Source organism: Gordonia shandongensis DSM 45094 (genome assembly GCF_000423025.1).
GTDB lineage: Bacteria > Actinomycetota > Actinomycetes > Mycobacteriales > Mycobacteriaceae > Gordonia > Gordonia shandongensis.
This window is the reverse complement of sequence record NZ_AUHE01000008.1, coordinates 74,324-100,305: the sequence shown is the minus strand read 5'-3', so window position 1 is coordinate 100,305 and position 25,982 is coordinate 74,324. Positions and strand designations below refer to the sequence as shown.

Below are 25,982 nucleotides of genomic sequence, written 5' to 3'. Positions count from 1 at the left end.
CAGGGACCGAGCATGGCGACTGCATGCGCATCGGGGTGGGGCGAACGAGTCGGCGTGTAAGCCGGATCCTGTCCCGGTCGCGCGGACCGGTGGCGACCATCCATCTGGGCACACCGTCGCCGGGTGCCTCGAGCAGCCGACCCGCGAGCTCGGACGAGCCGTCCTCGAACACTCGCGCACCTGCACGCCCCGAAGGCGAGTGCAGGCTTCGGCCTTGCTCCGGGTGGGGTTTACCGAGCCGATGCGGTCACCCGCATCGCTGGTGCGCTCTTACCGCACCGTTTCACCCTTACCCGCACGTCAGACGTCCGGGCGGTCTGTTCTCTGTGGCACTGTCCCGCGGGTCGCCCCGGGTTGCCGTTAGCAACCACCCTGCTCTGCGGAGTCCGGACTTTCCTCGACTCGGGCCTGCACGATCAGTCGTGCGGTTCCCTCGCCGCGGCCGCCCGGCCGACTCGTTCGCGAGGTTCACAGTAGCCGCTCGGCACGGGGCCGCGCGACATGTGCTCTCAGCGGTCTTCGGACCAGTGCGCGGTGTCGTTCACCAGACGCACCACGGCTCCCCCGTCGGGGTAGAACTCGACCACCGAGACCGACGCCAGATCCAGGTGCAGTCGGAACAGCAGCTCCGGGCCGACGCCCAGAGCGTCCCGCAGCATCGATTTGATCGGCGTCACGTGCGAGACCGCCAGCACGGTCCGGCCGGCGAACCGCCCCACCAGGTCGGCGCGGGCCGCGGCGACCCGATCGCCGACCGCCGCGAAGCTCTCGCCGCCCGGCGCGGCCACGTCGATGTCCGAGAGCCACCGGGCGTGCAGATCGGGGTCACGCCGCGCGGCGTCGCCGAAGGTCAATCCCTCCCAGGCGCCGAAGTCGGTTTCGATGAGTCCGCCGTGGGTCTCGACGTCGAGACTCAGGGCCGACGCCGCGGCCGTCGCGGTCTCGACGGTCCGCGTCAGCGGCGACGACAGCACCGCGTCGATCGACCCGAAGGCTCCGGTCGCGATCCGCTCGGCGGCGCGCTGCGCCTGACGCCGACCGAGGTCTGTCAGCGCGGGGTCGCCGTGACCGGAGTACCGCCGGTCCACCGACAGCGGAGTCTGGCCGTGTCGGAGCAGGACGATGCGCGTCGGCGTGCTCATTCGACCCTGCCAGGTCGGGCCGCGGCGGGGGCCGTCACTCATTTCGGGAGTCCCGACTCCTCGGTGCGCACCATGACGGCGCCGCACTCCTCGCATCGGACGACGTCGTCGGCGGCCGCAGCGGCGATCCCGGACAACGTGTGCGGGTCGATCTCCATCCGGCACGCCCCGCACCGCCGTTGCCGCAGCAACCCGGCGCCGACGCGCCCCTGGTCGCGCAACCGCTGGTAGACGCCGAGGAGGTCGTCGCCGATCTCGCCCGCCGTCGCCTCCCGGGTCGCCGTCAGGTCCTCGATCCGGCGCTCGACGGCGGCCGCGGCGGCGTCCCGCTCGGCGACGAGCTCCAGTTCGCGGTCGGTCGCCTCGATCAAGGCCGCCTCGGTGCGCTGTGCCTCCGCCGCGGTCGCCTCCTGCTGTTCCATCACCTCGAGCAGTTCGGTCTCCAACGCTTCGGCGCGGCGGGCGAGTCCGGTGACCTCGTGCTGGAGTTCGGTCAGCGCCTTGTGGCTCACGATCCCCGATTCGATCTGTTCGCGGTCGCGTGCGAGGTGATCGGTCGTCCCGGTGAGTTCGGTCTCCACCCGCGCATACTCGTCGGCGAGGGTGTCGGCCGCCGCCTGCGCCGCCGCACGGTCGTCGCGGATCTGCGCCAGGCGGGTCGCGAGTGTGCCGAGTTCGGCGTCTTCGGGAAGGTTCTTGCGCTGATGCCGGGCCTTCGCCAGGTCGGCGTCGAGCCCCGCCAGGTCGAGCAGGCGGCGCTGCTCTGCGTTCGGAGCCTTCATCGGTTCTCCTCTCGTCGGGCGACCACCGTGAAGGGGTCTGTCGGTTCGCTGAACACCTCGGCACGGCAGCCGAGGCTCTCCACCACGGCGGCTGCGGTCACGCACCACGGAAACTCCGTGGTCCAGTGGCCGGCGTCGACGAGTGCGGGTGCTCCGGCGCGCCGCGACTCGTCGACCACGTGGTGCCGCAGATCGCCGGTCAGGTACACGTCGGCGCCCGCCGCGGTCGCGGCGTCGATCATCGAGTCCCCCGCCCCGCCGCACACCGCGACCGTCTCGATCACGCCGTCGGGGTCGCCGGCGGCGCGGATCGGCCAGGGGGCCCGCGGCAGCATCGCGTCGGCGTGGTCGACGAACTCCGCCAACGTCATCGCCGCCGGCAGTCGTCCGACGCGTCCGAGGCCGACGTCACCGTCGATCGCCGCCTGCTCGAACACGTCGAAGGCCGGTTCCTCGTACGGGTGCGCCCCGCGCAGGGCTGCGAGGACGGCGGCGCGACGCCGGCGGGGCGCCACCAGTTCGAGGCGGGCCTCGTCGACGCGGGTCAGATCGCCGACGGCGCCGAGTGCGGGCGCCGCACCGTCGACGGGCAGGAACTGTCCGGTCCCGACGACGCTCCACAGGCAGTCGCGGTAGTCGCCGAGCGAACCCGCACCCGCGCCGAACATCGCTTCGCTGACCTGTTCGGTGTTCGCCTCGGGCACCATCACGACCCATTTGTCGAGCGGCGCGACCGGTTCGGGTGCCAGCGGGACGGTGTCGGTGACCCCGAGCAGATCGGCCAGGGCGTCCGAGACGCCGCGGCGCGCCTTGTCGGCGTTCGTGTGTGCCGAGAACAGGGCGCAGCCGCCGCGGATCAGCCGGTGGATCAGCCGCCCCTTGGCGGTGTCGGCGCTCACCGACGTCACTCCGCGCATCAGCAGGGGATGGTGCGCGACGATGAGCCCGGCATCGATCCGCAGCGCCTCGTCGACCACGGCGTCGGTGACGTCGACGCAGGTGAGGACGCGACGGACGGATTCGTCCGGGTCGCCGCACACCAGACCGACCGCGTCCCACGGTTCGGCGAGAGCGGGTGGATACACCCGGTCGAGTTCGGCCGTGACGTCACCCAGCGTTGGGCTCATCGATGCTCAGCTCCTCGTTCGGTCGTCGATCTGAATGAACTGCGGTCTGCAGACTCGCGGTCTCGACCAGTCTGCCCGCTGCGACCGCCCGACGGGGCGGGCACGTCGGGCGGCACGTCGTCCAGCACCTCGCCCAGTGCGGTGATCAGCACATCGGTGCACGCCCGGTCGCGGACGGCGAAGCGCAGGTGATCGGGCCCCAGACCGGCGAAATTCGCGCAACTGCGCACCGAGATCCCGCGTTGCGCGAGGGCGGCTTTCACGGCCAGTCCGCCCGGCGCCTCCACCAGGACGTACGACGCCTCCGGCTCCGCCGCGGGCCGCAACCCCACCGCTGCGAGCCCCGCGACGAGGTGGGCGCGGTCCGCCGCCACGACGGCGGCCTGGTCGGCCGCGTACCGGGCGCCCGTGGGCCCGAGGCAGGCGGTCAGCGCACGCACGGCGAGGGTGCCCAGCGGCCAGTGGCGTCGGGGCCCGGTGAGCCGCGCGATCACATCCGGATGCGCGATGAGGTATCCGGCGCGCAGACCGGCGAGCGCGAACGTCTTGGTGACCGAGCGGATCACGATCACGTCGTGATGCCCCGCCCCCGCCAGGGATTCGGGCTCGGTTCGTCCGTCGGCGCCGCGCGTCACGTCCGCGAACGCCTCGTCGACGACGATGATCCGACCGGGACGACGCAACCGCTCGATCGCCTCTCGCGGGTGCAGGACGGAGGTCGGATTGGTGGGGTTGCCGATCACGACCAGGTCGGCGTCTTCGGGGATCGCTGCCGTGTCGGGGATCGCTGCCGTGTCGGGGGTCGCTTCCGTGTCGGGGGTCGCTTCCGTGTCGGGGGTCGCTTCCGTGGCCAGCCGCCACGGAGGCGGAAGGATCACCGAGGTGATCCGCGTTCCGGCGGCTGCGAGCACCCGCTCGGGTTCGGTGAACGACGGTGCGATCAGCGCGGCGTGCCGGGCGCCGAGCCTGGTGAGCAGCTCGAATCCCTCGGCGGCCCCGGCGAGGAGCACGACCTCGTCGGCGGTGCACCCGTGTCGGTCGGCGATCGCGTGGACCGCGCCTGCGACGTCGTCGCGTCGCGGGTACGCCGCGAGGTCGTCGATGCCGGCACGGAGGATCTCCCGCAGGAAGTCCGGGGGTCCGGGGCGGACGTTCACGGCGAAGTCGAGGGCACCGGGGGCGGCGTCCTCGTCCCCGTGTCGGTTCGGGTCGAACAGCGCGGCACCCGAACTCCCTGTCTGGCCCGTATTCCCTGTCTGCCCCGAACTCCCTGTCTGCCCCGAACTCCCCGTCTGGCCCGAATTCATGGTCTGCAGAGCCTACGGGCACCATGGACGGCGTGACCCGCAGCCCGTTGGACTTCATCGCCGATCCCGGCACCGCGCTCCTGGTGGACCTCGACGGCACCGTCACCGACAGTTACGACGGCATCACCCGATCGTTCAACCATGCGTTGGACGCCATCGGCGAACCCCGCGCCGACGACGACTTCCTGCGGACGATCGTCGGACCTCCACTGGCCGACTCACTCCACGCACGGGGCCTCGGTGACGACCGCGTCGCCGCGGCGATCGCCGCATACCGCGAACGCTACGACGTCGTCGGCTGGCGGGAGAACCGCGTCTACGACCAGATGACCGAACTCCTGCGCGATCTGGCCGCGTCCGGCCGGACGATGGCGATCGCCACGAGCAAGAATCAGCGGATCGCACGCACCATCGTCGACCATTTCGGTCTCACCCCGTATTTCCGGTTTGTCGCCGGCGCCGGCGAGAACGGCACACGCCCGACGAAAGCAGACGTGGTCGGGCACGCCCTGGAGGTACTACAGTTGGATCCGACAGCGACCCCGGTGGTGATGATCGGCGATCGATCGCACGATGTGGTCGGGGCCGCCGAGCATGGGATCCCGACCGTCTCGGTGACATGGGGATATGCTCTCCCCGGCGAATTGGCGGCCGCCGCGTCGTCGGTCGGACTCACCGGCGGCGCCGGGATCGCACCTGACAGATGGATCGTCGACTCGGTCCAACGACTGCGTGAGGAACTCGGTGTCTGAGAATGCGTCCCGCACACTCCACGTGTGCTTCGTCTGCTCCGGCAACATCTGCCGGTCGCCGATGGCGGCGTCGATCGTCAGCCATGCGATCGCCGAGGCCGGCCTGGCCGACCGCGTCCGCATCACCAGCGCCGGCACCGGCGGGTGGCACATCGGGGAGCCCGCCGACAATCGGGCACGGACCGAGTTGCTCGCCCACGGCTACTCCGACCGGCACGTGGCAGCCCAGCTCTCCCCCGATCACCTCTCGGCCGACCTGTTGATCGTCGCGGACACCGGACATGTCGCCGAGTTGGAGCGCAAACGTCTGGGGAGTCGCGTGCGGCTCCTGCGCAGTTTCGACCCCGCGGCCGACGGTTCCGACGTCCCGGATCCGTTCTACGGCGGGCCGGACGATTTCGCGGGTGTCCGGACGCAGATCGAGGCCGCGGTGCCCGGCATCGTGGCGTGGGTGCGCGCGGCACTCGACGACGCCTGAGCGGCGGTCGCCGCCAGGTCGGTAACCTGGAGGCGTGCGACTGCTCAAGACCTTCCTGCGCCCCGGGTGGCTGCTCCTCGCGATCTTCGTGATCACGTTCGCCGCAGCGTGCTTCACCGTCCTCGCGCCGTGGCAGCTGGGCAAGAACACGGCCACTGAGCACCGCAACGATCTGATCCGAACCGCGACGTCCACCGATCCGGTGCCGCTCGCCGAACTGCAGCCCGGAGGTCGAGCCTTCGACGCCGACAACGAGTGGCGTCTGGTGTCGATGCGCGGGCATTTCCTCAACGACAAGCAGGTCGTCATCCGTCTGCGCCATGCCGAGGGCCGCCCCGCCGTGGAGGTGGTGACGCCGTTCGCCGTCGCCGGAACCGACCGCGTCGTCTTCATCGACCGCGGTTTCCTCCCGCTCGGCGAGAACAACGAGGTCAGCGTCCCTCCGGCCCCCGAGGGGGAGGTCTCGGTGGTCTCCCGTCTCCGGAAGACCGAGTCGACCAGCGCCGGCAAGAAACCCCGCGACGACGGCGGCGAGTTGACGGCGTACACCGTCGACACCCGCGAGTTGGCGCCCCTCACCGGGTTCCGGAACGAGGGTTTCTACCTGCAGATCTCGGACGATCAGCCGGGGTCGCTCGGGTCGATTCCGCTCCCCCAGCTCGAGTCGGGGCCGTACCTCTCCTACGGGCTGCAGTGGCTGGCGTTCGGCATCATGGCGCCGCTCGGGGCCGGCTACTTCATCTACTCCGAGGTGAAGGCCCGCCGCCTGGCCAAGAAGCAGAACGCGGAGGCGATCGCCGCCGGTTCGCCCGGTGACGGTCCGGAGCCCGCCGAGGAGACGACTGCCACGGAGCGTCGCGCGGAACGCGACCGCATTCGCGCGCAGTTGCGCGGGGCCGGCGTCTTCACCGGCAACGACATGCACGCCAAGGATTCTGCGGAGATCGGTGCGGGTGCCGCCGCCGACGCGGATGCGGCCGGTGATGTGAAGGCCAAGTTGGCGCGTCGCTACGGCAAGTGATCGGGCGGCGGTTGCGTCAGCGGCGAATGCGCCACCGGATGACGACGGCGATCGCCGCCACGACGCGCTGAACTCGACGCGACAGTCGCACGGCCGCCCGCAGGTCCGCGGGATTCGGGGGTCGCCCGCTGCCGAGGGTCGGTCTGTCTTCGACGCCGTGGGAGTAGACGGTGCGACCGCCGAGCTCGATGTCGAGGGCACCGGCGAACGCCGCCTCCACCACCCCCGCATTGGGGCTCGGGTGGGCGCCCGCGTCGTCACGGACGGCCCGCCACACGGCTGCCGGGCGCCGCGTGACGACGGCGACGGCCAGGGCGGTGATGCGCGCGGGCACGAGGTTCGCGACGTCGTCGATGCGCGCGGCCGCCCACCCGAAGTCGCGGTACCGCGCGTTCCGGTAGCCGATCATGGCGTCGAGGGTGTTGATCGCCCGGTATCCGAGCAGGCCGGCGGAACCTGCCGCGGCAGCGAAGATCAGCGGCCCCACCGCGGCGTCGGAGGTGTTCTCGGCGATCGACTCCACCGCGGCCCGGCAGATCCCGGACTCGTCGAGCAGCGACGGATCGCGGCCGACCAGGCCCGAGACGAGACGTCGGGCCTCGTCGATCTCGTCGGCGTCGAGGGCGTCGGCGATCTGGTCGCCGATGCGGCACAGGGAGGTCCCGCCCAGTGAGCTGAATGCGGCGGCGGCGGTCCCGAGCGTGCCCGCTCGCGCCAGCAGTGCACCGGTCAGGGTCGCCGCACCGACCCATCCGGCGGTGAACGCGACGCCCACGGCGCGGTCGTCGGCGTACATCCGTCGTTCCGCGGCGGTGACGGCGCTGCCGAACGCGGCCACCGGGTGACCGCGTCGGGGGTCTCCGAGGACCGCGTCGGCCGCGGCGCCGGCTGCGAGGCCGATCGCTTCAGCTGTGTTCGTCCGCACGCCGTGATGGTAGTCGGGCGGCACGCGTTCGCCGGAGGTGCCGGGTCTCGGGGCGGCGGTTAGGATCACCGCGATGGCCGCTTCTCGTCCCGGACCGGAGTCCGGCACCTTCGACATCTCGACCGGCACGGCCGAGCTCCGTGCCGACCGTGACGGCGGGTGGCTGCTCGCGGTGAATGGAGTGCAGAGCAGTCACATCGATCCGGACCGGCCCGAGCTTCTCGACTTCGAGTACATGCGGCAGGCCGTCGCGGCCGTCGAGGACCGGTGGCCCGACCGCGATGAGCCGCTCCGCGTTCTGCACCTGGGCGCCGCGGCCTGCGCCCTGCCTCGCGCTCTCGCTCACGGATATCCGCAGTCGCGGCACGTGGCGGTGGAGGTCGACGCGGAACTCGCTCGACTGTCGCGCGAATGGTTCGACCTGCCGCGGGCTCCGCGTCTGCGCATCCGGGTCGGCGACGCCCGGGAGGTCGTCGAGTCGTTGCGCGAGGGGACGCGCGACGTCGTGATCCGCGACGCCTTCGCCTCGAGCGTCACTCCGCGGCACCTGATGACCGCGGAGTTCACCGAGTCCGTTCGCCGAGTGCTGACGGCGGACGGGCTGTACATCGCGAACTGCGGCGACCGTCGCGATCTGGTGTCGGCGCGCAGCGAGGTCGCCACCATCGCGTCGGTGTTCACCCGAGTCGCGTTGATCGCCGATCCGTCCATGTTCAAGGGCAGACGCAGCGGCAACATCATCGTCATCGCATCCGACGGTCCACTCCCCGATTCGCCGGCGCTCGAGCGCCGTCTCCGCGCCGACCCGGAGCCCGCCCGACTTCTCTCGGGTGCCGATGCGCGCGCCTTCGGTTCCGGTACGGTGCTCCGAGACGGCGACGCCTGACACCGGTTTGGGGAGCCTTCCCCGTCCCGGGGTATCTTTGTGCGAGCCGTCTCCGGCGGCCGAGCGCGTATAGCTCAGCGGTAGAGCTCTGGTCTTACACACCAGCGGTCAGGGGTTCGAATCCCTTTGCGCGCACGTGACCACGGCCCTCAGCCGAGCGCCGGATGATCCCGGTCGATCACGAAGAAATAGGGGTCCGGGGTGCCGCGGTAGTCCATGAGCCCGAGGAACGTGTCGGCTGAGACCTTCTTGAAGACGTCGATGATCGGAAGGCTGTCGTAGACCATCGCCGCCGTCTCGACTCCGTTGTGATCGATGGCGCGAAGCCGGGCGTGAGCCTTCCGCGTGCCGACGAGGTGCCGCAGCGCCGGTAGCGACCGTTTGAACCCGCGCGCGATGATCCGAGGCGTTCGGCTCGCGATGGTCAACGGGGGCAGGAGGATCGGGTTGATGGCGAACACGGCCTCTCCGGCCGAGAAGAGCAGCGGTTGGACGTTGTCGGCTGTGCGGAAGCTCTTCCCGTACCAGCCGCTGTCGGTCAGCATCCCGTCGAACAGGTGGCCGGTGGGCAGTTCGCTCCCGGTGAACCGTGAGGGTGTCAGGTCGCCGATCTCGGCCGCGGGCAAGGAGTCGAAGAACTCGGCGGCCTGCCGGAGGGTGCAGCCGGTGCGCTGCAGGCGACGCAGCTCATCCAGAGCGTCAACTGCTCTCGGGGTATCAGGGATGCTCGGCACGGGTGACTCCTGTCAGTGGTCGGTCGCTCGGGGCGGGGCGGACGGCGAGAACGCGCCGTGGAATGTCATCGGTATGTGGTGGTTCAGCCGGGCCACCGCGACCGGCCCGTCGTCGGGACGCTCGGCCCGGAGGATGCACAGGGCGGACGTTTGTTCCGCCGGTCGGTGCTCGATGGTGAGGAGCCACCCGACGCCTTCGTCAGTCGAGGTCGGATCCGGCGCGAAGATCGGTTCGCACACCGTGGCCTCCCCGTCCGTGCGGTAGTGGCGGTGAGTGCCGTCCTCGTGGTCGATGGTCGTGATCAGGTCGGGGTTGCCGCCCCGCACCGATGCCTGCGCGAGATAGGTGAATCGGTGCTCGGCGGTCGTTCGTCGCTGGTCGAGTTGCGGGAACTCGCCGCCGAGGTCGCTGAGCGGCTCGCTGGTGCACCGGCGCGCGGCACCGTTGATCGCCAGGCGGGTGAGGGTCCCGCCGAAAGCGGGGCCCGGATTGCCGCGGTAGTCGCGGAGGTGGGCGTTCCATCCCGCCCATCCGTCGTCGGCCTGGTGTGCGACGAGGTCGACGACGGTGTCGGGGCCGCGTTCGTAGGCGTTGGTGACGTGGAAATGGAACAGCGGATCGTATTCGACGCGGATCGGCTTACCGCCGTCGCGTGGGACCAGGACGATCGTGGTGCCGAGGTCCGGCTCGTACGACAGCGCGTCGTCGAACGGGCGCAATCCGAGAGCGACGGGGATCGGTCGTTTGACCACCAGTGGACCGAGGACGAAGACCATGTGCTTCGCGGTCAACGCGAAGTCGTGGACGAATCCGAGTTTGGGAATGGGTACCGTTCCGACACCGAAGATCTGACCGCGCGGAGTGAGCCGGTAGCAGCGGATCATCGGCCGCGGAAAGAAGTCGAGACCGAAATTGAACACGTCGCCGGTCAGCGGATCGGTCTTCGGATGCGCGGAGAACGCGCCGAGTCGTTTCAACGCTCCACCGAACGACTCCGGACCGTGTGTCTCCAGAGTGCTCGGATCGAGGAGGTGGGGGCGTCCGCCCTCCCACAGCGCGTACAGCGCGTTCTCGTGGACCAGCACATTCGTGTTGGCCATGTTCTCGGGGAATCGCAGCGCATTGGCCATCGCACCGCCCAGACGCTGGGTACCGAACCCGCGCGAAGGGGTCGCATCGTCGGACGATCGCAGGTAGTTCCGTGTCCGCACGTAGCGGTTCCGATAGTGCACCCCGGTCGACCCGATCTCGAACCGCGACACCATGCCGTCACCGTCGAAGATGTGCTCCACCGGGTGGCCGCCGACCTCGAACCGCCCCGGGCCGATCCGGTACAGGACCCCTCGGAGCGACTGCGGAATCTGGCCGCATACATCGCGGACCCGGTAGTCGAACTCGGCGCACTGCGAATCCCAGGGTGATGCACCCGCGGGCTCGCCGGAGGCGGTGACGTACCCCTCAGCATTTGAGCCACTCATGCGGCCGAGTGTCTCACGTATGAAGCATTCGGTTCAATAGACGCCCGTGTTTGTCCGGCGATATCGTGTCGGTCATGGCTGAAGACCAGGATGTACTCGTCGCAGCCCGCGCCGTGATCGAGCGCGTGGGCATCGGTGCATTGACGCTGACTGCGGTCGCTCGGGAAGCCGGGATAGGTCGGGCGACGCTGTACCGTCGATTCGCCTCGCGTGACGATCTCATCACCGCTCTCGTCGTCACGGAGCTGAACGATCTCGAAGCACTGGTCACCAACCGCCTGCGCTTCGCGGATCAACCCGAGCAGACGATCACGATGCTTGTGCGTGAAGTGCTCGACCACAACGCGCGCAATGAGCCCCTGCACGCCGCATTGCAGAACGACGCCGCCGAACTGCTGCCCTGGCTCATTCGCACCAGGTCTCACCCCACGCTGGTCGACGTCGTCACCGAGCGGGCGCTCGCCCATATCGCCGACTCTCCGCTGGCAGACGAACTCCACCCCGACCCCGCATCGGCGATCGAGTTCATGGTCGGCGCCATCTACGCCAACCTCCTCTCGCCCGCACGGCACCTCACGCACGCGCAATTGGCCGAATTCATCACCTCCGCCGTGCATCGCCCATAGTCGGACGGCACCGCAAGGCACAGGACTGTCCCGAACGCTCTCTGTGAACGGCCGTTCACCCCGGCGCTGGTGGTGTCGGCGGTGGGTCGGGGTCCGTGGTCGGGAGGAGTTCTGCGTGGTGGATGGTGTTGATCTGCCACCGGTGTGGTCCGCCGGTGCCTGTTGTGGTTGGTGGGGTCGGTCGCCAGTGGACGCGTCCGGTGTGGGGGCCGGTGGCCGCGATGCGGGTTTCCCATTGGCCGGGTGCGGTGCCGACGGTGCGGTTGTGGCTGCCGCAGGCGGCTCCGAGGTGGTCGATGTCGGTGGGTCCGCCGTCTTGCCAGTCCGGGAAGTGGTGGGCCTCGGTGCGCGCGAAGGGTGCTGCGCAGCCGGGGGCGGTGCAGCCGCGGTCGCGCGCGAAGAGCATCAGTCGTTGCGCACGCGAGGCCAGGCGCCGCCCGCGTCCGAGGTAGAGGGGTTCGCCGGTGGTGTGGGCGAACACTGCCAGGTGTGGGGTCGCTGCGGCGGCCAGCCGGACCAGTTCGCTGATCGGTACTCGTGTTCCGGTGGCGGTCAGGGCGATGCCGGCGTGGGCGGCCAGTTCGGCGTCGGTGATGGTGACGACGAGTTCGGAACGCAACGACCCCGACGCCGGGGATTGTTGGCGGGCGAGGATCAGGAGGGCGTGGAGGGCGTCGTGGTTGCGTTGCATCGGGGTGCGGTCATCACGCTCGGCCGCCGCAGCCACCACGGCCGGGTCGGCTGATTCGACGGCTCCGGTCGGGGAGGCGGGGTCGTCGGGGTTGTTCATGCCCGGGGCGGCCCAGGACTGCAGCATGATCTCGAGGTCGGCCCGCAACCCCGGGGTGAGCCGGGTGCGCAGTGCGCTCATCAACTGGCGGTCTTGGGGCATCAACGCCAGGCCGCGCAGGCGGCGGCGGTCGCGGTCGTCGGTGAGCTGCCCATCAGGATCCAGATGCGCCAGCAGACGCACACCGGCGGTGCGGACGCCGGCGGGGGTCAGGGTGCGGGCCACGGCCGCGAGTTGGGCTTCGGCACCCTCACGGACGTCGGTGGTGACGGCGGCGGGGATGCGGGTCAGGACGGCGTCGATTTCCAGGACGTGATCGACCCCGATCTGCCCGTCGGCGACTGCGTCGGCGGTGGCCGGGCATCGCGGTTCGAGGGTTTGGCCGAGCATGTTGGTGAATCGTCCGATCGCCGCGGCGGCGACCCGGCGACGCCTCGCGGCGCCGTCACCGACCCGCAGACCACCCGAGAGATACGCATGCAACGACAGGTAGCCAGCCGTGCGGTAGGCACCCCGATCAGAAATCTCCACCAGCACCGCCGCATCGGCGGCATCGAACCGGCGCCGCGCCTGCTCCAACGACTCCGCCGCCGTCAACAACTCACCTTCGGTGGAGGCGGCCAGCGGTAGTGCAGCGAGTTTCACGGCGACCGCTTTGGCGACGGCGGCCAGGGCGACCGGATCATCGGGCAGCAGGACATCCAGATCGGGTGAGATCGGCTCGGCGATGATCGTCGTCACGACCCTCACCCCCTAAGCGTGTTCCTGCAGCTCATCGCTGCTATTGAAGCTGTGACACGACACTAACAAGAGGCTCTGACATTGCTACTTGTAAGTGGTCCCGTCCTGGCGGCCCTCTGCCGGACCGACGCTCCGTCGAGTTGGCCATCATTGATCTGTTCGGCTGGAACGAGACCGCTCGTCGCTTCCCCTACTCCGCCGAACAACCGATCGGGGAATCGACTCACGCGAGCTGAAGCAGCAGATCGCCCGGCGCCACCTCGGCCACTGCGCGAATCGCAACCCGCTTCACCGTTCCCGCGACGGGAGCGGTGATCGCAGCCTCCATCTTCATGGCCTCGATGCTCGCGACAGTCGCACCTGCAGCGATCTCATCGCCCTCGCGAACGGCCAACGTGACCACCCCGGCGAACGGGGCCGCAATCTGGCGGGGATCGCTCCGATCAGCACGCTCGGCGACGGCAACAGACCGTTCCGCGGAGCGGTCCTCCACCGACACGGGACGCAAGGTTCCGTTGACGGTGAACACGACGGTTCGACGCCCGAAGTCATCTGCTTCCCCGACCGCTTCGAGTCCGAGCAGCATCTCCGAACCGGGAGCCAATCGAACCCGATGCTCCTCTCCCGTCCGTAGCCCGTAGAAGAATTCGGTGGCCGACAACCGCGACGTATCACCGAAGGCCTTCACGTGTTCAGCGAATCCCGCGGCCGGCTCGGGGAACAGCAGGCGATCCAGTGTCCGCCTTCGGATCTGGCCCGGGCGGGTCAGATTCACGCGGTCCTGCTCCGACAAGACAGCTCGAGGGCGCGTCTGCGCCCGCCCGCGAAGGACCGAGCTCCGCAAAGGCTCAGGCCATCCGCCTGCTGGTTCTCCGAGTTCACCCACGAGGAATCCGATCACCGAATCCGGTATGTCGTAATCCGCGGGTGCCGCTGCGAACTCTGTCGCGGAGATCTGCTGGGAAACCAGTGACAGGGCCAGGTCACCGACGACCTTCGACGATGGCGTCACCTTGATCGGTCGCCCCAGCAGCGCATCGGCATCCGCGTAGGCGCGTTCGACCTCCTCGAACCGGTGTCCGACTCCCAGGGAGATGGCCTGCTGACGCAGATTCGACAGTTGTCCCCCGGGAATCTCGTGCTCGTAGACGCGACCGGTAGCGGCGCCGATTCCAGACTCGAACGGCGCATACACACGCCGGACAGCCTCCCAGTACGGCTCCAACGAACAGACTTTCTGCAGGTCGAGTCCCGTATCGTGATCACTTCCCGCCAGTGCCGCCACGACCGCCGACAACGACGGCTGGCTCGTGGTGCCCGACAGCGGCGCACTCGCCGCATCGACTGCGTCGGCGCCGGCCGCAACAGCTGCCAGGTAGGTCGCAACCTGCCCACCCGCGGTGTCGTGCGTGTGCACGTGGATCGGCAGGTCGAACTCTCGACGCAAGGCCGTGACGAGTGCCGTCGCAGCCCGGGGTCTCAACAGACCCGCCATGTCTTTGACCGCGATCACGTGAGCGCCTGCGGTCACGATCTGCTCGGCGAGGCGAAGGTAGTAGTCAAGGGTGTAGAGGTCCTCGCCCGGATCGGACAGGTCGCCGCTGTAGCTCATGGCCACCTCGGCGACCGCCGTCCCCGTTTCGTGCACCGCGTCGATCGCCGGGCGCATGGCGTCGACGCTGTTGAGGGCATCGAATATGCGAAAGACATCGACCCCGGTCGCCGCGGCCTCGGCGACGAAGCCTCTGCAGACGTCGTCCGGATACGGCGTGTACCCGACGGTATTCGCGCCACGGAGCAGCATCTGCAAACAGATGTTCGGCATGCCTTCACGTAGTTTCGCCAATCGTTCCCACGGGTCCTCGCGAAGAAATCGCAGGGCGACGTCGTATGTCGCGCCGCCCCAGCACTCGACCGACCACAGCTGGGGTGTCAGGGCGGCCACGTGCCCGGCGACCGCGTCGAGCGCACTCGTTCGCACACGTGTCGCAAGCAGTGACTGATGCGCATCGCGGAAGGTGGTGTCGGTGACTGCTACGGCCGACTGTTGGCGCAGCGCCTGCGCGAACCTCGCGGGCCCCATCTCCTGGAGGCGTTGCCTCGATCCGACCGGTGGCCGCACGAGGTCGGACACCGGCACGGGAGGCAGTTTCGAGCTGGGGCGCACGGTCGTCGGCGCATCCCCGTGGGGGCGATTCACCGTGACGTCCGCCAGATACGACAGAAGTTTGCCGACGTCATCCCCGGCTTCGGGACCGGTCAACAATTCGGGATGCTCGTCGATGAATGACGTCGTCGTCCGTCCTGCCAAAAATTCGGGATTCGCCAGTACCGCTCGAAGGAAGCCGATGTTGGTGTTGACTCCACGGATCGAGAATTCGGATAGCGCCCGCCGCGCGCGTGCTGCCGCGGTGGAGAAGTCGCGTCCCCGACAGGTCAGCTTCACGAGCATCGAATCGAAGTGCCCCGTCACCTCCGTGCCCAGTGCAGCAGCGCCGTCGAGGCGAACGCCCGCTCCGCCGGGCGCCCGATAGTCTCTCAGGCGGCCGGTCTGCGGCCTGAAGTCGTCGGCGGGATCCTCGGCCGTGATCCGACACTGCAGCGCGGCACCGCGAACGGAGATCGATTCCTGTCGTAAACCGAGATCGGCGAGTGTTGCTCCGCCTGCGATCTCCAGCTGAGCCGAAACCAGATCGACGTCGACCACTTCCTCGGTGACCGTGTGCTCCACCTGAATCCGCGGGTTCATCTCGATGAAGAAGTGCCGCCCTCGGCGATCCACGAGGAACTCGACTGTGCCGGCACACGTATAGCCGATGTGCTGAGCGAACGCGACCGCGTCGGCGCAGATCCGGTCACGCAGATCGGTCGGCAATCCGATCGCGGGAGCGATTTCGACGACTTTCTGGTGTCGCCGCTGAAGACTGCAATCGCGCTCGAACAGATGCACCACATCACCCGCCGCATCCGCGAGGATCTGAACCTCGATGTGTCGTGGGCTGACGACAGCCTGCTCCAGGAACACTGTCGGATCTCCGAACGCAGACTGCGCCTCACGACTTGCCGCACGTAGGGCATCGCCGACGTCTTCGATCCGCTCTACCCGCCGCATACCTCGTCCTCCGCCTCCGGCGACGGCCTTGACGAACAGCGGGAACTCCATGTCACCCGCTGCACGGATCAAATCCGTCGGGTCGGCGGACGGCGATGATCCGGTCAACACGGGTAGACCGGCCTCGCTGGCCGCCCGAACGGAACGTGTCTTGTCTCCGGTCAGCTCCAGTACTGCGGCAGACGGTCCGACGAACGACAGCGAGTTGTCGACGCAGGCCCGTGCGAGCTCAGGGTTCTCCGACAGAAATCCGTATCCCGGATAGATCGCGTCGGCACCGGAACGAAGCGCCGCAGCGATCACCTCGTCGACCGAGAGGTAGGCTTTCACCGGATGTCCTGGAGTCCCGATCTGATATGACTCGTCGGCGGCGAACCGGTGGATACCACCCCGATCTTCCAACGGGTAGACGGCGACGGTCGTCATTCCCAGGTCTCGGGCTGCACGAAAACCACGGATGGCGATCTCGCCGCGGTTGGCCACGAGCACTTTCACAATTGTCATGCCGAGACAGATCTCTGCTGCGGTCCCGAATACGCCGACAATGGCCGTATCAGCGTGTTCGAGGCAGTCTGCTCGATGACGTGGGCCGTCCACCCGGTGATCCTGCTCATCACGAACAGCGGTGTGAACATCGGGATGTCGAAGCCCATCAAATGGTAAGCGGGCCCCGTGGGGAAATCGAGATTCGGGCGGATACCGGTGCGCTCGGCCATGACCTTCTCCAACTCGGCGTACATCGTCAGCCAAGTGGAATCCCCGACATGGTGTGAAATCTCTTGGAGGGCCTGGTACATGGTCGGCACCCGCGAGTCGCCCTGCTTGTATACCCGGTGACCGAAACCCATCACCTTCTCATGGGCATTCAGCTTCTCGTCGAGCCATTCCCGTGCGCGCTCCGGTGTCCCGATCTCGATCATGTCGTGCATCACGGCTTCGTTGGCACCACCGTGCAGCGGCCCTTTGAGAGCTCCGATCGCTGCGGTGACCGCGCTGTAGATGTCCGACCCCGTCGACGTCACGACTCGGGCGGCGAAGGTCGAGGCGTTGAAACTGTGCTCGGCGTACAGGACCATCGACTTCTCGAAGGCCCGGACCATCGCCGGGTCGGGGACGCCCCCGAAGCACATGGTCAGAAAGTTCTCCGCGTAACCGAGGCCGTGGTGCGGGGCGATCGGCTCCAATCCGCGACGGCGTCGCAGGTCGGCGGCGACGATTGTCGGCAACACCGCGAACATTCGTTGCGCCTTATCGAGCAGCGACATCGGCGATGCGCTGTCCTCATCGGGATCTTCTGCCCCCAGATAGCTGATCATCGTCCGAATAACATCCATCGGATGACAGGTCTCCGGGGTACGAGTCAGCACGCTTTGAGCCGATCGGTCGAGCCGTCGTGCTGCCCGTTCACGTTCCGTGAACTGCTGCAGCTGCAGGTGATTCGGAAGTTCGCCGTTCCACAGCAGATAGGCGACCTGTTCCATCGAGCAGTGCTCGGCCAGCTCTTGGACCGGGTAGCCGCGGTAGGTCAACGAATTGGTCTCGGGAACCACCTTGGAGATCGCTGTCGTGTCGACGACGACACCGGCCAGTCCCTTGTAGATCGTCGAGGTCATCGTTTCTCCGCTCGTGTATAGGTGAACAGCGTGTCGTCAAACGCGTTGTAGTCGGCGTATCGCAAGAACTCATACAGTCGGGCGCGGTGCTGCATGCGATCGAGCAGCCCTTCCTGCGTCCCCTGCTCGGCGATCTCCGTCAGGCCCTTCTCGACCGCTCCCATCGCGATGCGAAGCGTGGTCACCGGATAGATCACCGCGTTGTACCCGAGATCCTGCAACTGGGAAGTGGTAAGGAGTTCGGTCTTGCCGAACTCGGTCATGTTGGCCAACAGCGGTACATCGACTGCGCCGCGAAAACGCTCGAACTCGTCCGCGGTCGCGAGCGCCTCGGTGAAGATCATGTCCGCACCGGCGTCGACGTATGCCTTCGCACGGTCGATCGCCGACTCGAGACCTTCGGTACCGCGAGCATCGGTGCGGGCACAGACGAGGAAGTTCTCGTCGCGCCGCGCAGTAACCGCTGCGCCGAGACGCCGGACCATCTGATCCACCGAGACCACCTCTTTGCCGTCGAGGTGCCCGCACCTCTTGGGATTCACCTGGTCTTCCAGATGGCATCCGGCAAGGCCTGCGTCCTCGAGCATCGCCACCGTGCGTGCAGCATTCATCGGTTCGCCGAATCCGGTGTCCGCATCGATCAGCGTCGGCAGGTCTGTGGACCGCGCGATGGTTCCGCCGCGTGCGACGACCTCGCTGAGCGTGGTGAGTCCGATGTCGGGCAGTCCGAGGTCCGCTGACAGTGCGGCACCGGAAACATAGACCCCTTCGAAGCCGGCGTCGGCGATCATCGTCGCGACCAACGGCGAGAACGCTCCGGGCCAACGCTGCAGGTGTCCCGATTCGAGCGCGGCGCGAAGAGCTGAACGTTTGTCGGCATCGGTGACGCGAGATGAGAAGACGGCCATATCAGAGAATCCCCTCTCCGGTCTGCGGCGCCGATGCGAGCACCGAGTCGAGGACTCGGACGTTGAGGGCGTCCAGGCCACCAGACGGCAGATCGACAAGCCCCGCGGCCGCGGTCACGAAGCGCTCCCGCTCCGCGGCATCGACGACGCCGTCTGCCATGCGCGCGAACTTCTCCAGGTATTGGGCGCGAGCGAACGGACGGGCGCCCAGCGGGTGGGCGTCGGCGACGGCGAGTTCGTCGTCGATCACCGATCCGTCGGCCATCGTCACCACGGCGCGGGCACCGAATGCCTTCTCGGCCGGATCCGCGGAGTGGTAACGGCGGGTCCACTCGGGGTCTTCGACCGTCGAGATCTTTCGCCAGAGGTCCACGGTGTCGGGTCGCGCGGCCCGCTCGGGCGCGTACGACCGCTCGTGGTCCCATTCACCGTCCTGCAGGGCGACGGCGAAGATGTACATCACGGAGTGGTCGAGGGTCTCTCGGCTCGCCGTCGGATCGAACTTCTGCGGGTCTCCGGAGCCGGTGCCGATCACGTGGTGCGTGTGGTGGCTGGTGTGCAGGACGATCGATTCGACCCGGGTGAGATCGCCGATCCGTTTGCGCAGCCGCAACGCCAGGTCGATCGGCGCCTGGCTCTGGTATTCGGCCGAATGCTCCTTGGTGTAACTGTCCAGGATCGCCCGCTTCGGTTCGTCGGCACCGGGCAACGGGATCGTGTAGCTCGCATCGGGGCCGCCGAGCAGCCACGCGATCACACCGTCCTCGCCCTCCCAGATCGGCGCCGGCGCCCCTTCGCCGCGCATCGCGCGATCGACGGCCTCGACGCCGATCTTCCCGGCGTGCGCGGGCGCGTAGGCCTTCCAGCTGGAGATGGCCCCCTTCCGCGACTGACGGGTGGCGGTGGTGAGATGCAGCGCCTGTCCGATGGCCTGGTAGACGGTGTCGATGTCGAGCCCGAGCATGGTCCCGAGACCCGCGGCCACCGACGGTCCGAGGTGTGCGACGTGATCGATCTTGTGTTCGTGGAGGCACATTCCGCGCACCAGGTCGATCTGGACCTCGTACGCGGTGGCCAGACCCCGCACCAGATCGGCGCCGCTGGCACCCACGCGCTGTCCGACGGCGACGAGGGCCGGGATGTTGTCGCCCGGATGGGAGTATTCCGCGGCGAGGAAGGTGTCGTGGAAGTCGAGTTCGCGCACCGCGACGCCGTTGGCCCACGCCGCCCACTCCGGTGCGTACGCGCCGTCGATGCCGAAGACCGTGGCACCACCGGGCAGCGGACGGGCCTGGGCCTGGCGACGGGCACTGGTGACGGGGCGGCGGGCGACCGCGGCCGCGCTGACGGCCGCGTTGTCGATGACGCGGTTGACGATCATCTCCGCGGTGTCGTCGGGGACGGCGACCGGGTCGACAGCGACCTGGGCGATCTTGTACGCGAGGTGTTCGGTCACGGGGAATGCGTCGGCGCTGCGTCGGGTCCGGACTTCATGGTTGATCATGTTTGCACCGTACGCACATCTCGATCCTTGCCGTAAGTCCTGGCAGATGCGTATTTTTGCGTAATCGCAATCATGATTCTGCGTATGTTGCGAATGCCTTGGCCGCTACAGTCGGATCATGGCGAAGACATACGTGGGGCCGCGGCTGCGACGCCTGCGGGAGGATCTCGGTCTCTCGCAGGCGGCGCTCGCCCGACGACTCGACCTGAGTACGACGTACGTCAATCAGCTCGAGAACGACCACCGGCCGATCACCGTCCCCGTCCTTCTGGCCATCACGTCGACGTTCGATCTCGCATCGGATTTCTTCGCCGGGTCCGGTGACGCACGGCTGGCCGCCGAACTGGCGGACGTGATCCTCGAGCACGGCGACCGAATCAGTGGCACCGAAGTCACGGAACTGGTGGCCCGGATGCCGAGTGTCGGAACCGCACTCGTCGGGATGCACCGCCGCCTCACCGCAGTGACCGGGGAAGTCGAGACTCTTCGCGGGCAATCCGGAGGCCCCGTCGGCGACGTGAGCGCAACGCCGTTCGAACAGGTCCGCGACTATTTTTACGACCGCAGAAACCACATAGCGGAACTCGATCGGGCCGCCGAGACCCTATTCCACGAAGCGGGGCTGACGGTTGGCGGTCTCGATCTTCAGCTGGCCCGGCTGCTTGCGGAGCGTTTCGGTATCCAGGTCCGGATCGCACCCACCGGAGACGGGACGGAAGCCAAGCGGTTTTATGACGACGAATCGGCCACCGTCATCCTCGCCCGTCGACTCTCCGCCGACCAACGCGCATTTCAATTGGCGACTCAGGTGGCGCTGGCCTCCCAAGGGGATGTTATCGACGATCTGATCGCCGCCGCCGACGATCTCGACGAGGCTGCCGTGCCGGTAGCGCGCATCGGGTTGGCCAATTACTTCGCGGGTGCCCTCGTTCTGCCTTACAGCGAGTTCGCGGCCGCAGCCCGCGAGCTCGAGTACGACGTGGATCTGCTCGGACGTCGGTTCGAGGTCGGCTTCGAGACGGTATGTCACCGCCTGTCGACGCTCCAGCGCCCCGGCGATCGCGGCATCCCCTTCATCTTTGTTCGAGTCGACAAAGCGGGCAACATCTCTAAACGCCAGTCCGCTACCGCCTTCCATTTCTCCCGTGTCGGAGGCAGCTGCCCGCTGTGGGTAGTCCATGACGCCTTCATCACTCCGGGGCGCATCCGCACACAGGTCTCCCAGATGCCCGATGGGCGAACGTACTTCTGGCTTGCCCGAACTGTCGACTCCCACCCCGGAGGTCATCTCAGTCCCCCGTCGAACTTCGCGATCGGCCTCGGATGCGATCTCGCGCATGCCGATGAACTGGTCTACGCGACCGGAGTCGATTTGGGCGACCACCGGACTGCCGTTCCGATCGGCTCCGGGTGCAAGGTATGTCCGCGTCCCGATTGCTCACAGCGTGCCTTTCCGATGCTCGGCCGCGGCCTGCACATCGACGAACGAATCAGCGAGTCGGTGCCGTACCGGGTCGCCCCGGAGCCGGACTGACCGTCGCGGCCGACTCTCCGATCCGCGTCGATCCCGGCCCCGTCGGGATACCGTGGGGTGGCATCGCCCGACGCTGCCGTCCGTCTCACGAAGGGGTGACCACGTGACCATCATCGTTCCGCAGGACGATCTCATCGCTGCACTTGAAACGCAGTGGGCTGCACTGGATTCGCTGGCGTCGTCCCTCGACGACGAGCAGTGGTCGGGGCCGTCGATCCTCCCGGGGTGGCAGATTCGGGACGTGATCGCACACGTGGCGGGCACCGAGGCGATGCTCGCCGGGTTGCAGCCGTCCTCGACGATCGACGCCGCGGCGGTGCCGCACGTGCGCAATCCGATCGGCGAACTGAACGAGCGCTGGGTGGATCACTACCGTCGGCTGTCTCGCGAGCAGGTGATGGCCGACTACCGCCGTATCACCGACGACCGCGCCACGTATCTGCGGGGTCTCACCGAGGGGCAATGGGAGGCCGAGACCGCGACACCGGCCGGTCCCGACAGCTATGGGCGGTTCATGCGGATCAGGGACTTCGACTGCTGGGTGCACGAGGTCGACCTCCGCGATTCGCTGGGGATCGACGGGCCCGTCGCTCCGGCGCCGGCGGCGTGGGCGCTCGACGAGGTCGCCACCGCGCTGCCGTTCATCGTCGGCAAGAAGGCCGGAACGCCGGAGGGCGCTGCGGTGCGCTTCGAGGTGACCGGGCTCGCTGCCCGGACCGTCGACATCGCCGTCACCGGTCGCGCCTCCGTGGTGCCGGCCCTGGACCGCGATCCGGATGTGTCGCTCACGCTGGACACGCTCGATCTGGTCCGGCTGTGCGGCGGGCGGTCGACGGCGGATCCGTCGCGTGTGGCCGTCGCCGGTGACACGGCGGTCGGCGACGCGATTGTCGCGAACCTCCATTACATGATCTGACGGGCCCTGATCTGCGGCTCGATGTGATCGATTCGCAACGCATCGACCTTGCCACCTCTGTTACTGGTGGGGTGAAATATAGCTATTGTGACTACTGATACGAGATTTGGACTCCGGGGTCGGCGACGCATCCGCGTCCTGACCACCCCCGCGCTCGCCGCCCTCATCACGCCCATCGCCCTGGCGACGATCACCGCACCGACAGCCGACGCCGAGCCCGGCCCCGCACCACTCGCCGATCCCGCATCAGTCATCGACTCGACGGCGCGCACGATTCTCCACAATCTCCCCGGAGCACCCGGCGGACCCGAGTCGAACGGATCGCTCGACCTCCCGTCGATCATCGATCTGATCCCAGACAGCAGCGACCCAGGCAGCAGCGACCCAGGCAGCAGGGGTCCGGGCACCGCGACGCCTCGCGCCGACGGGCCGGCGACCACGTCCTGCCGCACCGTGACGCACATCGGCGATTCGACGTCCGTCGGCATCGACGACGCCTCGAAGATCCCGACCGCCGCCGACCGGCTGACTCCGCGATACCGGCAGGTCGGCGTCGGCACGGTGATCCTGGACGCGTCCGGCGGCCGATCGATCGTCGAGAAGGTCGACGGGCGACCCAACGCTGTCGACGCGGTGAACACGCGCCGCGCCGCGGGCGACCGTGGTTGCTGGGTGATCGCGATGGGCGTCAACGACGCCGCCAACATCGCCGTCGGCAGCACGGTGGACGCCGACGACCGCATCGACCGGATCATGTCGCGGCTCGCGGACCAGCCGGTCCTGTGGCCCACGGTGATGACCGGAGCCCCGTCGAATCCCGCGTACGCCCCGGCGAACATGACGGCGTTCAACGAGGCTCTGCGTCGCGCCGCCACCCGCTACCCGAATCTGCGCGTCTACGATTTCGCGCGCGACGTGCAGCCGGGATGGTACGCCGACGGCATCCACTACAACGCCGACGGTCTGGCGGCCCGCAACAAGCTCTTCGCCGCCGCATTGGCCCGGTCGTTCCCCGGGTGATCGCCCCGGCGCGCCGGCCGCGTGAGATCACTCACGAGAATCGTCCATCTATGCAGCGTGTTCGATCGTTCGGATGAACGACCGCGTGCGGAGCCCGGATTAAGATGAGGCGCTCTCGCGCGTCGAAACGACGAGGCGCGTCTCGGCGATGTCATCCACAGCAGACCTTCCATAAGGGCGGACATTCCACGAAGGGGGTGGGGACGGCGCATGCCACGGCCAACCCACAACGCAGCGTCGTACCTGCCGGGCCTCGACGGCCTCCGCGCGGTCGCCGTGACCCTGGTGTTGCTCTACCACCTGTCGGTTCCCGGATTCGCCGGCGGACTGATGGGCGTCGGCGTGTTCTTCACCCTCAGCGGCTACCTCATCACCTCCCTGCTCATCTCGTCGCGCGAGAAGCACGGCACCCTCGGGTTGACGACGTTCTGGATCCGTCGCGCGCGCCGTCTGCTTCCCGCCGTGGTGCTGGTCCTCCTGACCACCCTGGCGACGGCCGCCGTCGCGGCGCCGGACAAGCTCGTCGACTACTCCTGGCAGGCCGCGAGCGCCCTGTTCTATGTGAACAACTGGCACACCATCGCCGGTAGCGACTCGTACTTCCAGCGGTTCGACGGGCCGGGGCCGCTCAGTCACATGTGGTCGCTGTCGATCGAGGAGCAGTTCTACATCGTCTGGCCGCTGCTGCTGGCCCTCCTCTATGCGGTGTTCAAGCGGCGGATGGTCATCTCAGGTTTCATCGCCCTGCTGTCGCTCGGCTCGTTCTGGCTGCTGTCGGAGGTCGCGACCGCGGGATTCGACAACACTCGCGCGTACGAGGGCACCGACACGCGCGCCGGGGCACTGCTCCTCGGCGCCCTGCTCGCGTTCTGGTGGCCGGCTCGGGGGCATCGCGTGTCGGAGAACGCCCGGGCGTGCATCGACGGGGTCGGCGTCGCCGGGCTCGTCGGCATCGTCTGGCTCAGCATGACGATGCCCGGCACGTCGCACGACCTGTACACCTGGGGCCTGTTGGCGCTCACCGCCGCGACCCTGGCCGTCCTCATCGGCGCTGTCACGCCGTCGTCGCTGATCGCGAAGATCCTCGGGGTGCAGCCGCTGCGGTGGATCGGCGAACGGTCGTACGGCATCTATCTGTGGCACATGCCGCTGGTGGCGTTCCTCCCGGGCTTGATCCGCACCGATTCGGCCGTCGTGAGCTCGGTCGTCGTGGTCGCGGCGACCGTCCTGCTCTCGTCCCTCTCCTGGCGGTATGTGGAGGACCCGATCCGCCGTCACGGGTTCCGCGCCGCCTTCACCACTCCCCGACTCGCGGAGGACACCGTGCTCGCCCACCTGGTCGCCACTCTGATCGCCGGCGTCGACGCCGTCGGCCGCGCACTCCGCGGTCTGCTCGGCCGCCTCACCGACGACGGCCCTCGACCCGCAGGTTCGGTCCAGACAGGTTCGGTCCAGACAGGCTCGGCCCAGATCGCGACGGTGTGGGACGCCCCGGCACCGGCCGCGTTGGAGCCCGCCCCGCTGCGGGAGGAGCCGGTCGATCTGACGTGGCCCCCGATCGCCGAGGAGGACGTCGATCTGCGCGCCCGGGATACCGCCGAGAGCGATTCTGCGACAACCGATTCTGCGACAACCGATTCTGCGGCGGTCGATTCCGCGGCGGTCGATACCGTCCCGCCGGCGCCCGTCGAGGAGCCGACCCCGCTGCGGCGGTCGCCGCTGCGTCCCGTCCTGGCGATGATCGCGGTGCTGGCCGTCGCCGTCGGGACGATGGTCGGCGTCGCACGCATCAGTCCCGATCTGTCGGTGATCCGCGCACTGTCGAACAGCGACGACCTCGAGGGCAGCGGGATCGACGACATGGACTCCGGTCCGCGTCCGGCCGCCGTCGGCCCCACCCTCCCGGAGAATCTTCGACGCACGCGCTGCACCACGCTGGTCCACGTCGGCGACTCGACGTCGATCGGGATGAACGCGGCCGAGCTGCAGCCGAATCCCGCCCTCCGACTCTCGGGCCGGTACGCGGCGGTGGGAGTGACGAGGTACGTCTCCGACGTCGTGGGCGGACGGTCGAGTCTGGAGGAGGTCGACGGCGAGCCCAACGCGCACGACTCCATAGTCCGGGACGTCGCCGACGGCGTCCGCGGATGCTGGGTGATGGCGATGGGCATCAACGACACCGCGAACGTGGAGGTCGGCGGACCGGGACCGCTCGACATGCGCATCGACCGCCTGCTGGAGCCGCTCCGCGGCCAGCCGGTGCTGTGGCCGACGATCGTCACCAATCGGCTCAACGAGAATCCCGCCTACGACAATCGTGCGATGCAGCGGTTCAACCGCGCACTGGTTCGCGCGTGCAAGCGCTACCCGAACCTCCGCGTCTACGACTGGGCCGCCGAGGTGCAGCAGAACTGGTTCAAGGACGGCGTCCACTACACCGATGCCGGCTATGTCGAACGAGCGCGACGCTTCGCGGTCGCCGTCGCCACGATGTTCCCCGCGGACGATCTGCCACCGGCCGGCTGCGTCTTGCGGTCCACCGATGCCGTCGAGAAGACGTCGACGTGACGGCCGGCGGGGTTCAC

Annotated in this window: 21 protein-coding genes, 1 tRNA gene and 1 other RNA gene; 10 read left to right on the top strand and 13 right to left on the bottom strand. The window is 68.3% G+C overall.

The genetic code is table 11. From position 1 onward, the window contains the following. Positions 1–41 precede the first annotated feature (41 nt). The 5 genes from rnpB to G528_RS16975 form a co-directional block, all read right to left on the bottom strand. Positions 42–458, bottom strand: an RNA gene (gene rnpB, locus G528_RS18035) — RNase P RNA component class A. A 51-nt stretch (positions 459–509) separates the two neighbouring features. Next, positions 510–1,142, bottom strand: coding sequence for a histidine phosphatase family protein (locus G528_RS0108860; protein ID WP_084638125.1), 633 nt, complete (start codon positions 1,140–1,142; stop codon positions 510–512). Between the two features lie 38 nt (positions 1,143–1,180). Next, the gene (locus tag G528_RS0108855) at positions 1,181–1,924 is read right to left on the bottom strand and encodes a zinc ribbon domain-containing protein (RefSeq protein WP_026918656.1); all 744 of its coding nucleotides are present in this window, start codon (positions 1,922–1,924) and stop codon (positions 1,181–1,183) included. Continuing rightward, a complete protein-coding gene (locus G528_RS0108850; RefSeq protein WP_026918655.1) occupies positions 1,921–3,051 on the bottom strand; it encodes a Nif3-like dinuclear metal center hexameric protein in 1,131 nt (376 codons plus the stop codon). Before G528_RS0108850 ends, G528_RS0108855 begins: the two co-directional genes overlap by 4 nt. Continuing rightward, positions 3,048–4,358, bottom strand: a complete 1,311-nt coding sequence (locus G528_RS16975) for an aminotransferase class I/II-fold pyridoxal phosphate-dependent enzyme (RefSeq protein WP_084638124.1) — start codon at positions 4,356–4,358, stop codon at positions 3,048–3,050. Before G528_RS16975 ends, G528_RS0108850 begins: the two co-directional genes overlap by 4 nt. Positions 4,359–4,381: 23 nt before the next feature. On the opposite strand from G528_RS16975, the gene G528_RS0108840 reads away from it, so the two are divergent. Genes G528_RS0108840 through G528_RS0108830 form a run of 3 tightly spaced genes read left to right on the top strand, consistent with a single transcriptional unit; the run spans position 4,382 to position 6,609 of the window. Beyond that, positions 4,382–5,110 carry an HAD hydrolase-like protein gene (locus G528_RS0108840; protein ID WP_026918654.1) on the top strand — a complete coding sequence of 243 codons (729 nt, stop codon included), beginning with the start codon at positions 4,382–4,384 and terminating at the stop codon, positions 5,108–5,110. Next, positions 5,103–5,588 carry a low molecular weight protein-tyrosine-phosphatase gene (locus G528_RS0108835; protein WP_026918653.1) on the top strand — a complete coding sequence of 162 codons (486 nt, stop codon included), beginning with the start codon at positions 5,103–5,105 and terminating at the stop codon, positions 5,586–5,588. Before G528_RS0108840 ends, G528_RS0108835 begins: the two co-directional genes overlap by 8 nt. 34 nt (positions 5,589–5,622) lie before the next feature. Further along, entirely contained in the window at positions 5,623–6,609 is a 987-nt protein-coding gene (locus G528_RS0108830; protein ID WP_026918652.1) for an SURF1 family cytochrome oxidase biogenesis protein, read from the top strand. Between the two features lie 16 nt (positions 6,610–6,625). Here the strand turns inward: G528_RS0108830 and G528_RS0108825 are convergent, their stop codons facing one another. Further along, the gene (locus G528_RS0108825; protein WP_026918651.1) at positions 6,626–7,534 is read right to left on the bottom strand and encodes a cobalamin biosynthesis protein; all 909 of its coding nucleotides are present in this window, start codon (positions 7,532–7,534) and stop codon (positions 6,626–6,628) included. Positions 7,535–7,607: 73 nt separating this feature from the next. Here G528_RS0108825 and G528_RS0108820 point away from each other — a divergent pair, with 73 nt between their 5' ends. Further along, a complete protein-coding gene (locus G528_RS0108820) occupies positions 7,608–8,420 on the top strand; it encodes a spermidine synthase (protein WP_035719488.1) in 813 nt (270 codons plus the stop codon). Between the two features lie 63 nt (positions 8,421–8,483). Continuing rightward, positions 8,484–8,555: transfer RNA gene (locus tag G528_RS0108815), tRNA-Val, on the top strand. Positions 8,556–8,569: 14 nt separating this feature from the next. Here G528_RS0108815 and G528_RS0108810 read toward each other — a convergent pair. Further along, on the bottom strand, positions 8,570–9,154 hold the full coding sequence (locus tag G528_RS0108810) for a DUF4334 domain-containing protein (protein ID WP_245569729.1): 585 nt from the start codon (positions 9,152–9,154) through the stop codon (positions 8,570–8,572). A 12-nt stretch (positions 9,155–9,166) separates the two neighbouring features. Next, on the bottom strand, positions 9,167–10,633 hold the full coding sequence (locus G528_RS0108805; protein WP_026918648.1) for a carotenoid oxygenase family protein: 1,467 nt from the start codon (positions 10,631–10,633) through the stop codon (positions 9,167–9,169). Between the two features lie 50 nt (positions 10,634–10,683). Here G528_RS0108805 and G528_RS0108800 point away from each other — a divergent pair, with 50 nt between their 5' ends. Next, a complete protein-coding gene (locus G528_RS0108800) occupies positions 10,684–11,259 on the top strand; it encodes a TetR/AcrR family transcriptional regulator (protein WP_245569728.1) in 576 nt (191 codons plus the stop codon). 55 nt (positions 11,260–11,314) lie between these two features. Here the strand turns inward: G528_RS0108800 and G528_RS0108795 are convergent, their stop codons facing one another. The 5 genes from G528_RS0108795 to prpD form a co-directional block, all read right to left on the bottom strand. Then, on the bottom strand, positions 11,315–12,790 hold the full coding sequence (locus G528_RS0108795) for an HNH endonuclease signature motif containing protein (protein WP_245569727.1): 1,476 nt from the start codon (positions 12,788–12,790) through the stop codon (positions 11,315–11,317). 223 nt (positions 12,791–13,013) lie between these two features. Further along, a complete protein-coding gene (locus G528_RS0108790; protein ID WP_026918645.1) occupies positions 13,014–16,406 on the bottom strand; it encodes a pyruvate carboxylase in 3,393 nt (1,130 codons plus the stop codon). Continuing rightward, a complete protein-coding gene (locus tag G528_RS0108785) occupies positions 16,403–17,515 on the bottom strand; it encodes a bifunctional 2-methylcitrate synthase/citrate synthase (protein ID WP_026918644.1) in 1,113 nt (370 codons plus the stop codon). Before G528_RS0108785 ends, G528_RS0108790 begins: the two co-directional genes overlap by 4 nt. Beyond that, positions 17,512–18,423, bottom strand: coding sequence for a methylisocitrate lyase (gene prpB, locus G528_RS0108780; RefSeq protein ID WP_026918643.1), 912 nt, complete (start codon positions 18,421–18,423; stop codon positions 17,512–17,514). The genes G528_RS0108785 and prpB overlap by 4 nt, the downstream gene beginning before the upstream one ends. A gap of 1 nt (position 18,424) precedes the next feature. Beyond that, positions 18,425–19,927, bottom strand: a complete 1,503-nt coding sequence (gene prpD / locus G528_RS0108775; RefSeq protein ID WP_026918642.1) for a 2-methylcitrate dehydratase PrpD — start codon at positions 19,925–19,927, stop codon at positions 18,425–18,427. Between the two features lie 118 nt (positions 19,928–20,045). Here prpD and G528_RS0108770 point away from each other — a divergent pair, with 118 nt between their 5' ends. From G528_RS0108770 to G528_RS0108755, 4 genes are all read left to right on the top strand, one after another. Further along, positions 20,046–21,461, top strand: a complete 1,416-nt coding sequence (locus tag G528_RS0108770; RefSeq protein WP_026918641.1) for a short-chain fatty acyl-CoA regulator family protein — start codon at positions 20,046–20,048, stop codon at positions 21,459–21,461. Between the two features lie 103 nt (positions 21,462–21,564). Next, the gene (locus G528_RS0108765; protein WP_026918640.1) at positions 21,565–22,377 is read left to right on the top strand and encodes a maleylpyruvate isomerase family mycothiol-dependent enzyme; all 813 of its coding nucleotides are present in this window, start codon (positions 21,565–21,567) and stop codon (positions 22,375–22,377) included. A gap of 87 nt (positions 22,378–22,464) precedes the next feature. Then, complete coding sequence (locus tag G528_RS0108760) at positions 22,465–23,397, top strand: SGNH/GDSL hydrolase family protein (RefSeq protein ID WP_026918639.1); 933 nt, start codon at positions 22,465–22,467, stop codon at positions 23,395–23,397. A gap of 210 nt (positions 23,398–23,607) precedes the next feature. Further along, a complete protein-coding gene (locus G528_RS0108755; protein ID WP_026918638.1) occupies positions 23,608–25,965 on the top strand; it encodes an acyltransferase family protein in 2,358 nt (785 codons plus the stop codon). Positions 25,966–25,982: the final 17 nt, after the last annotated feature.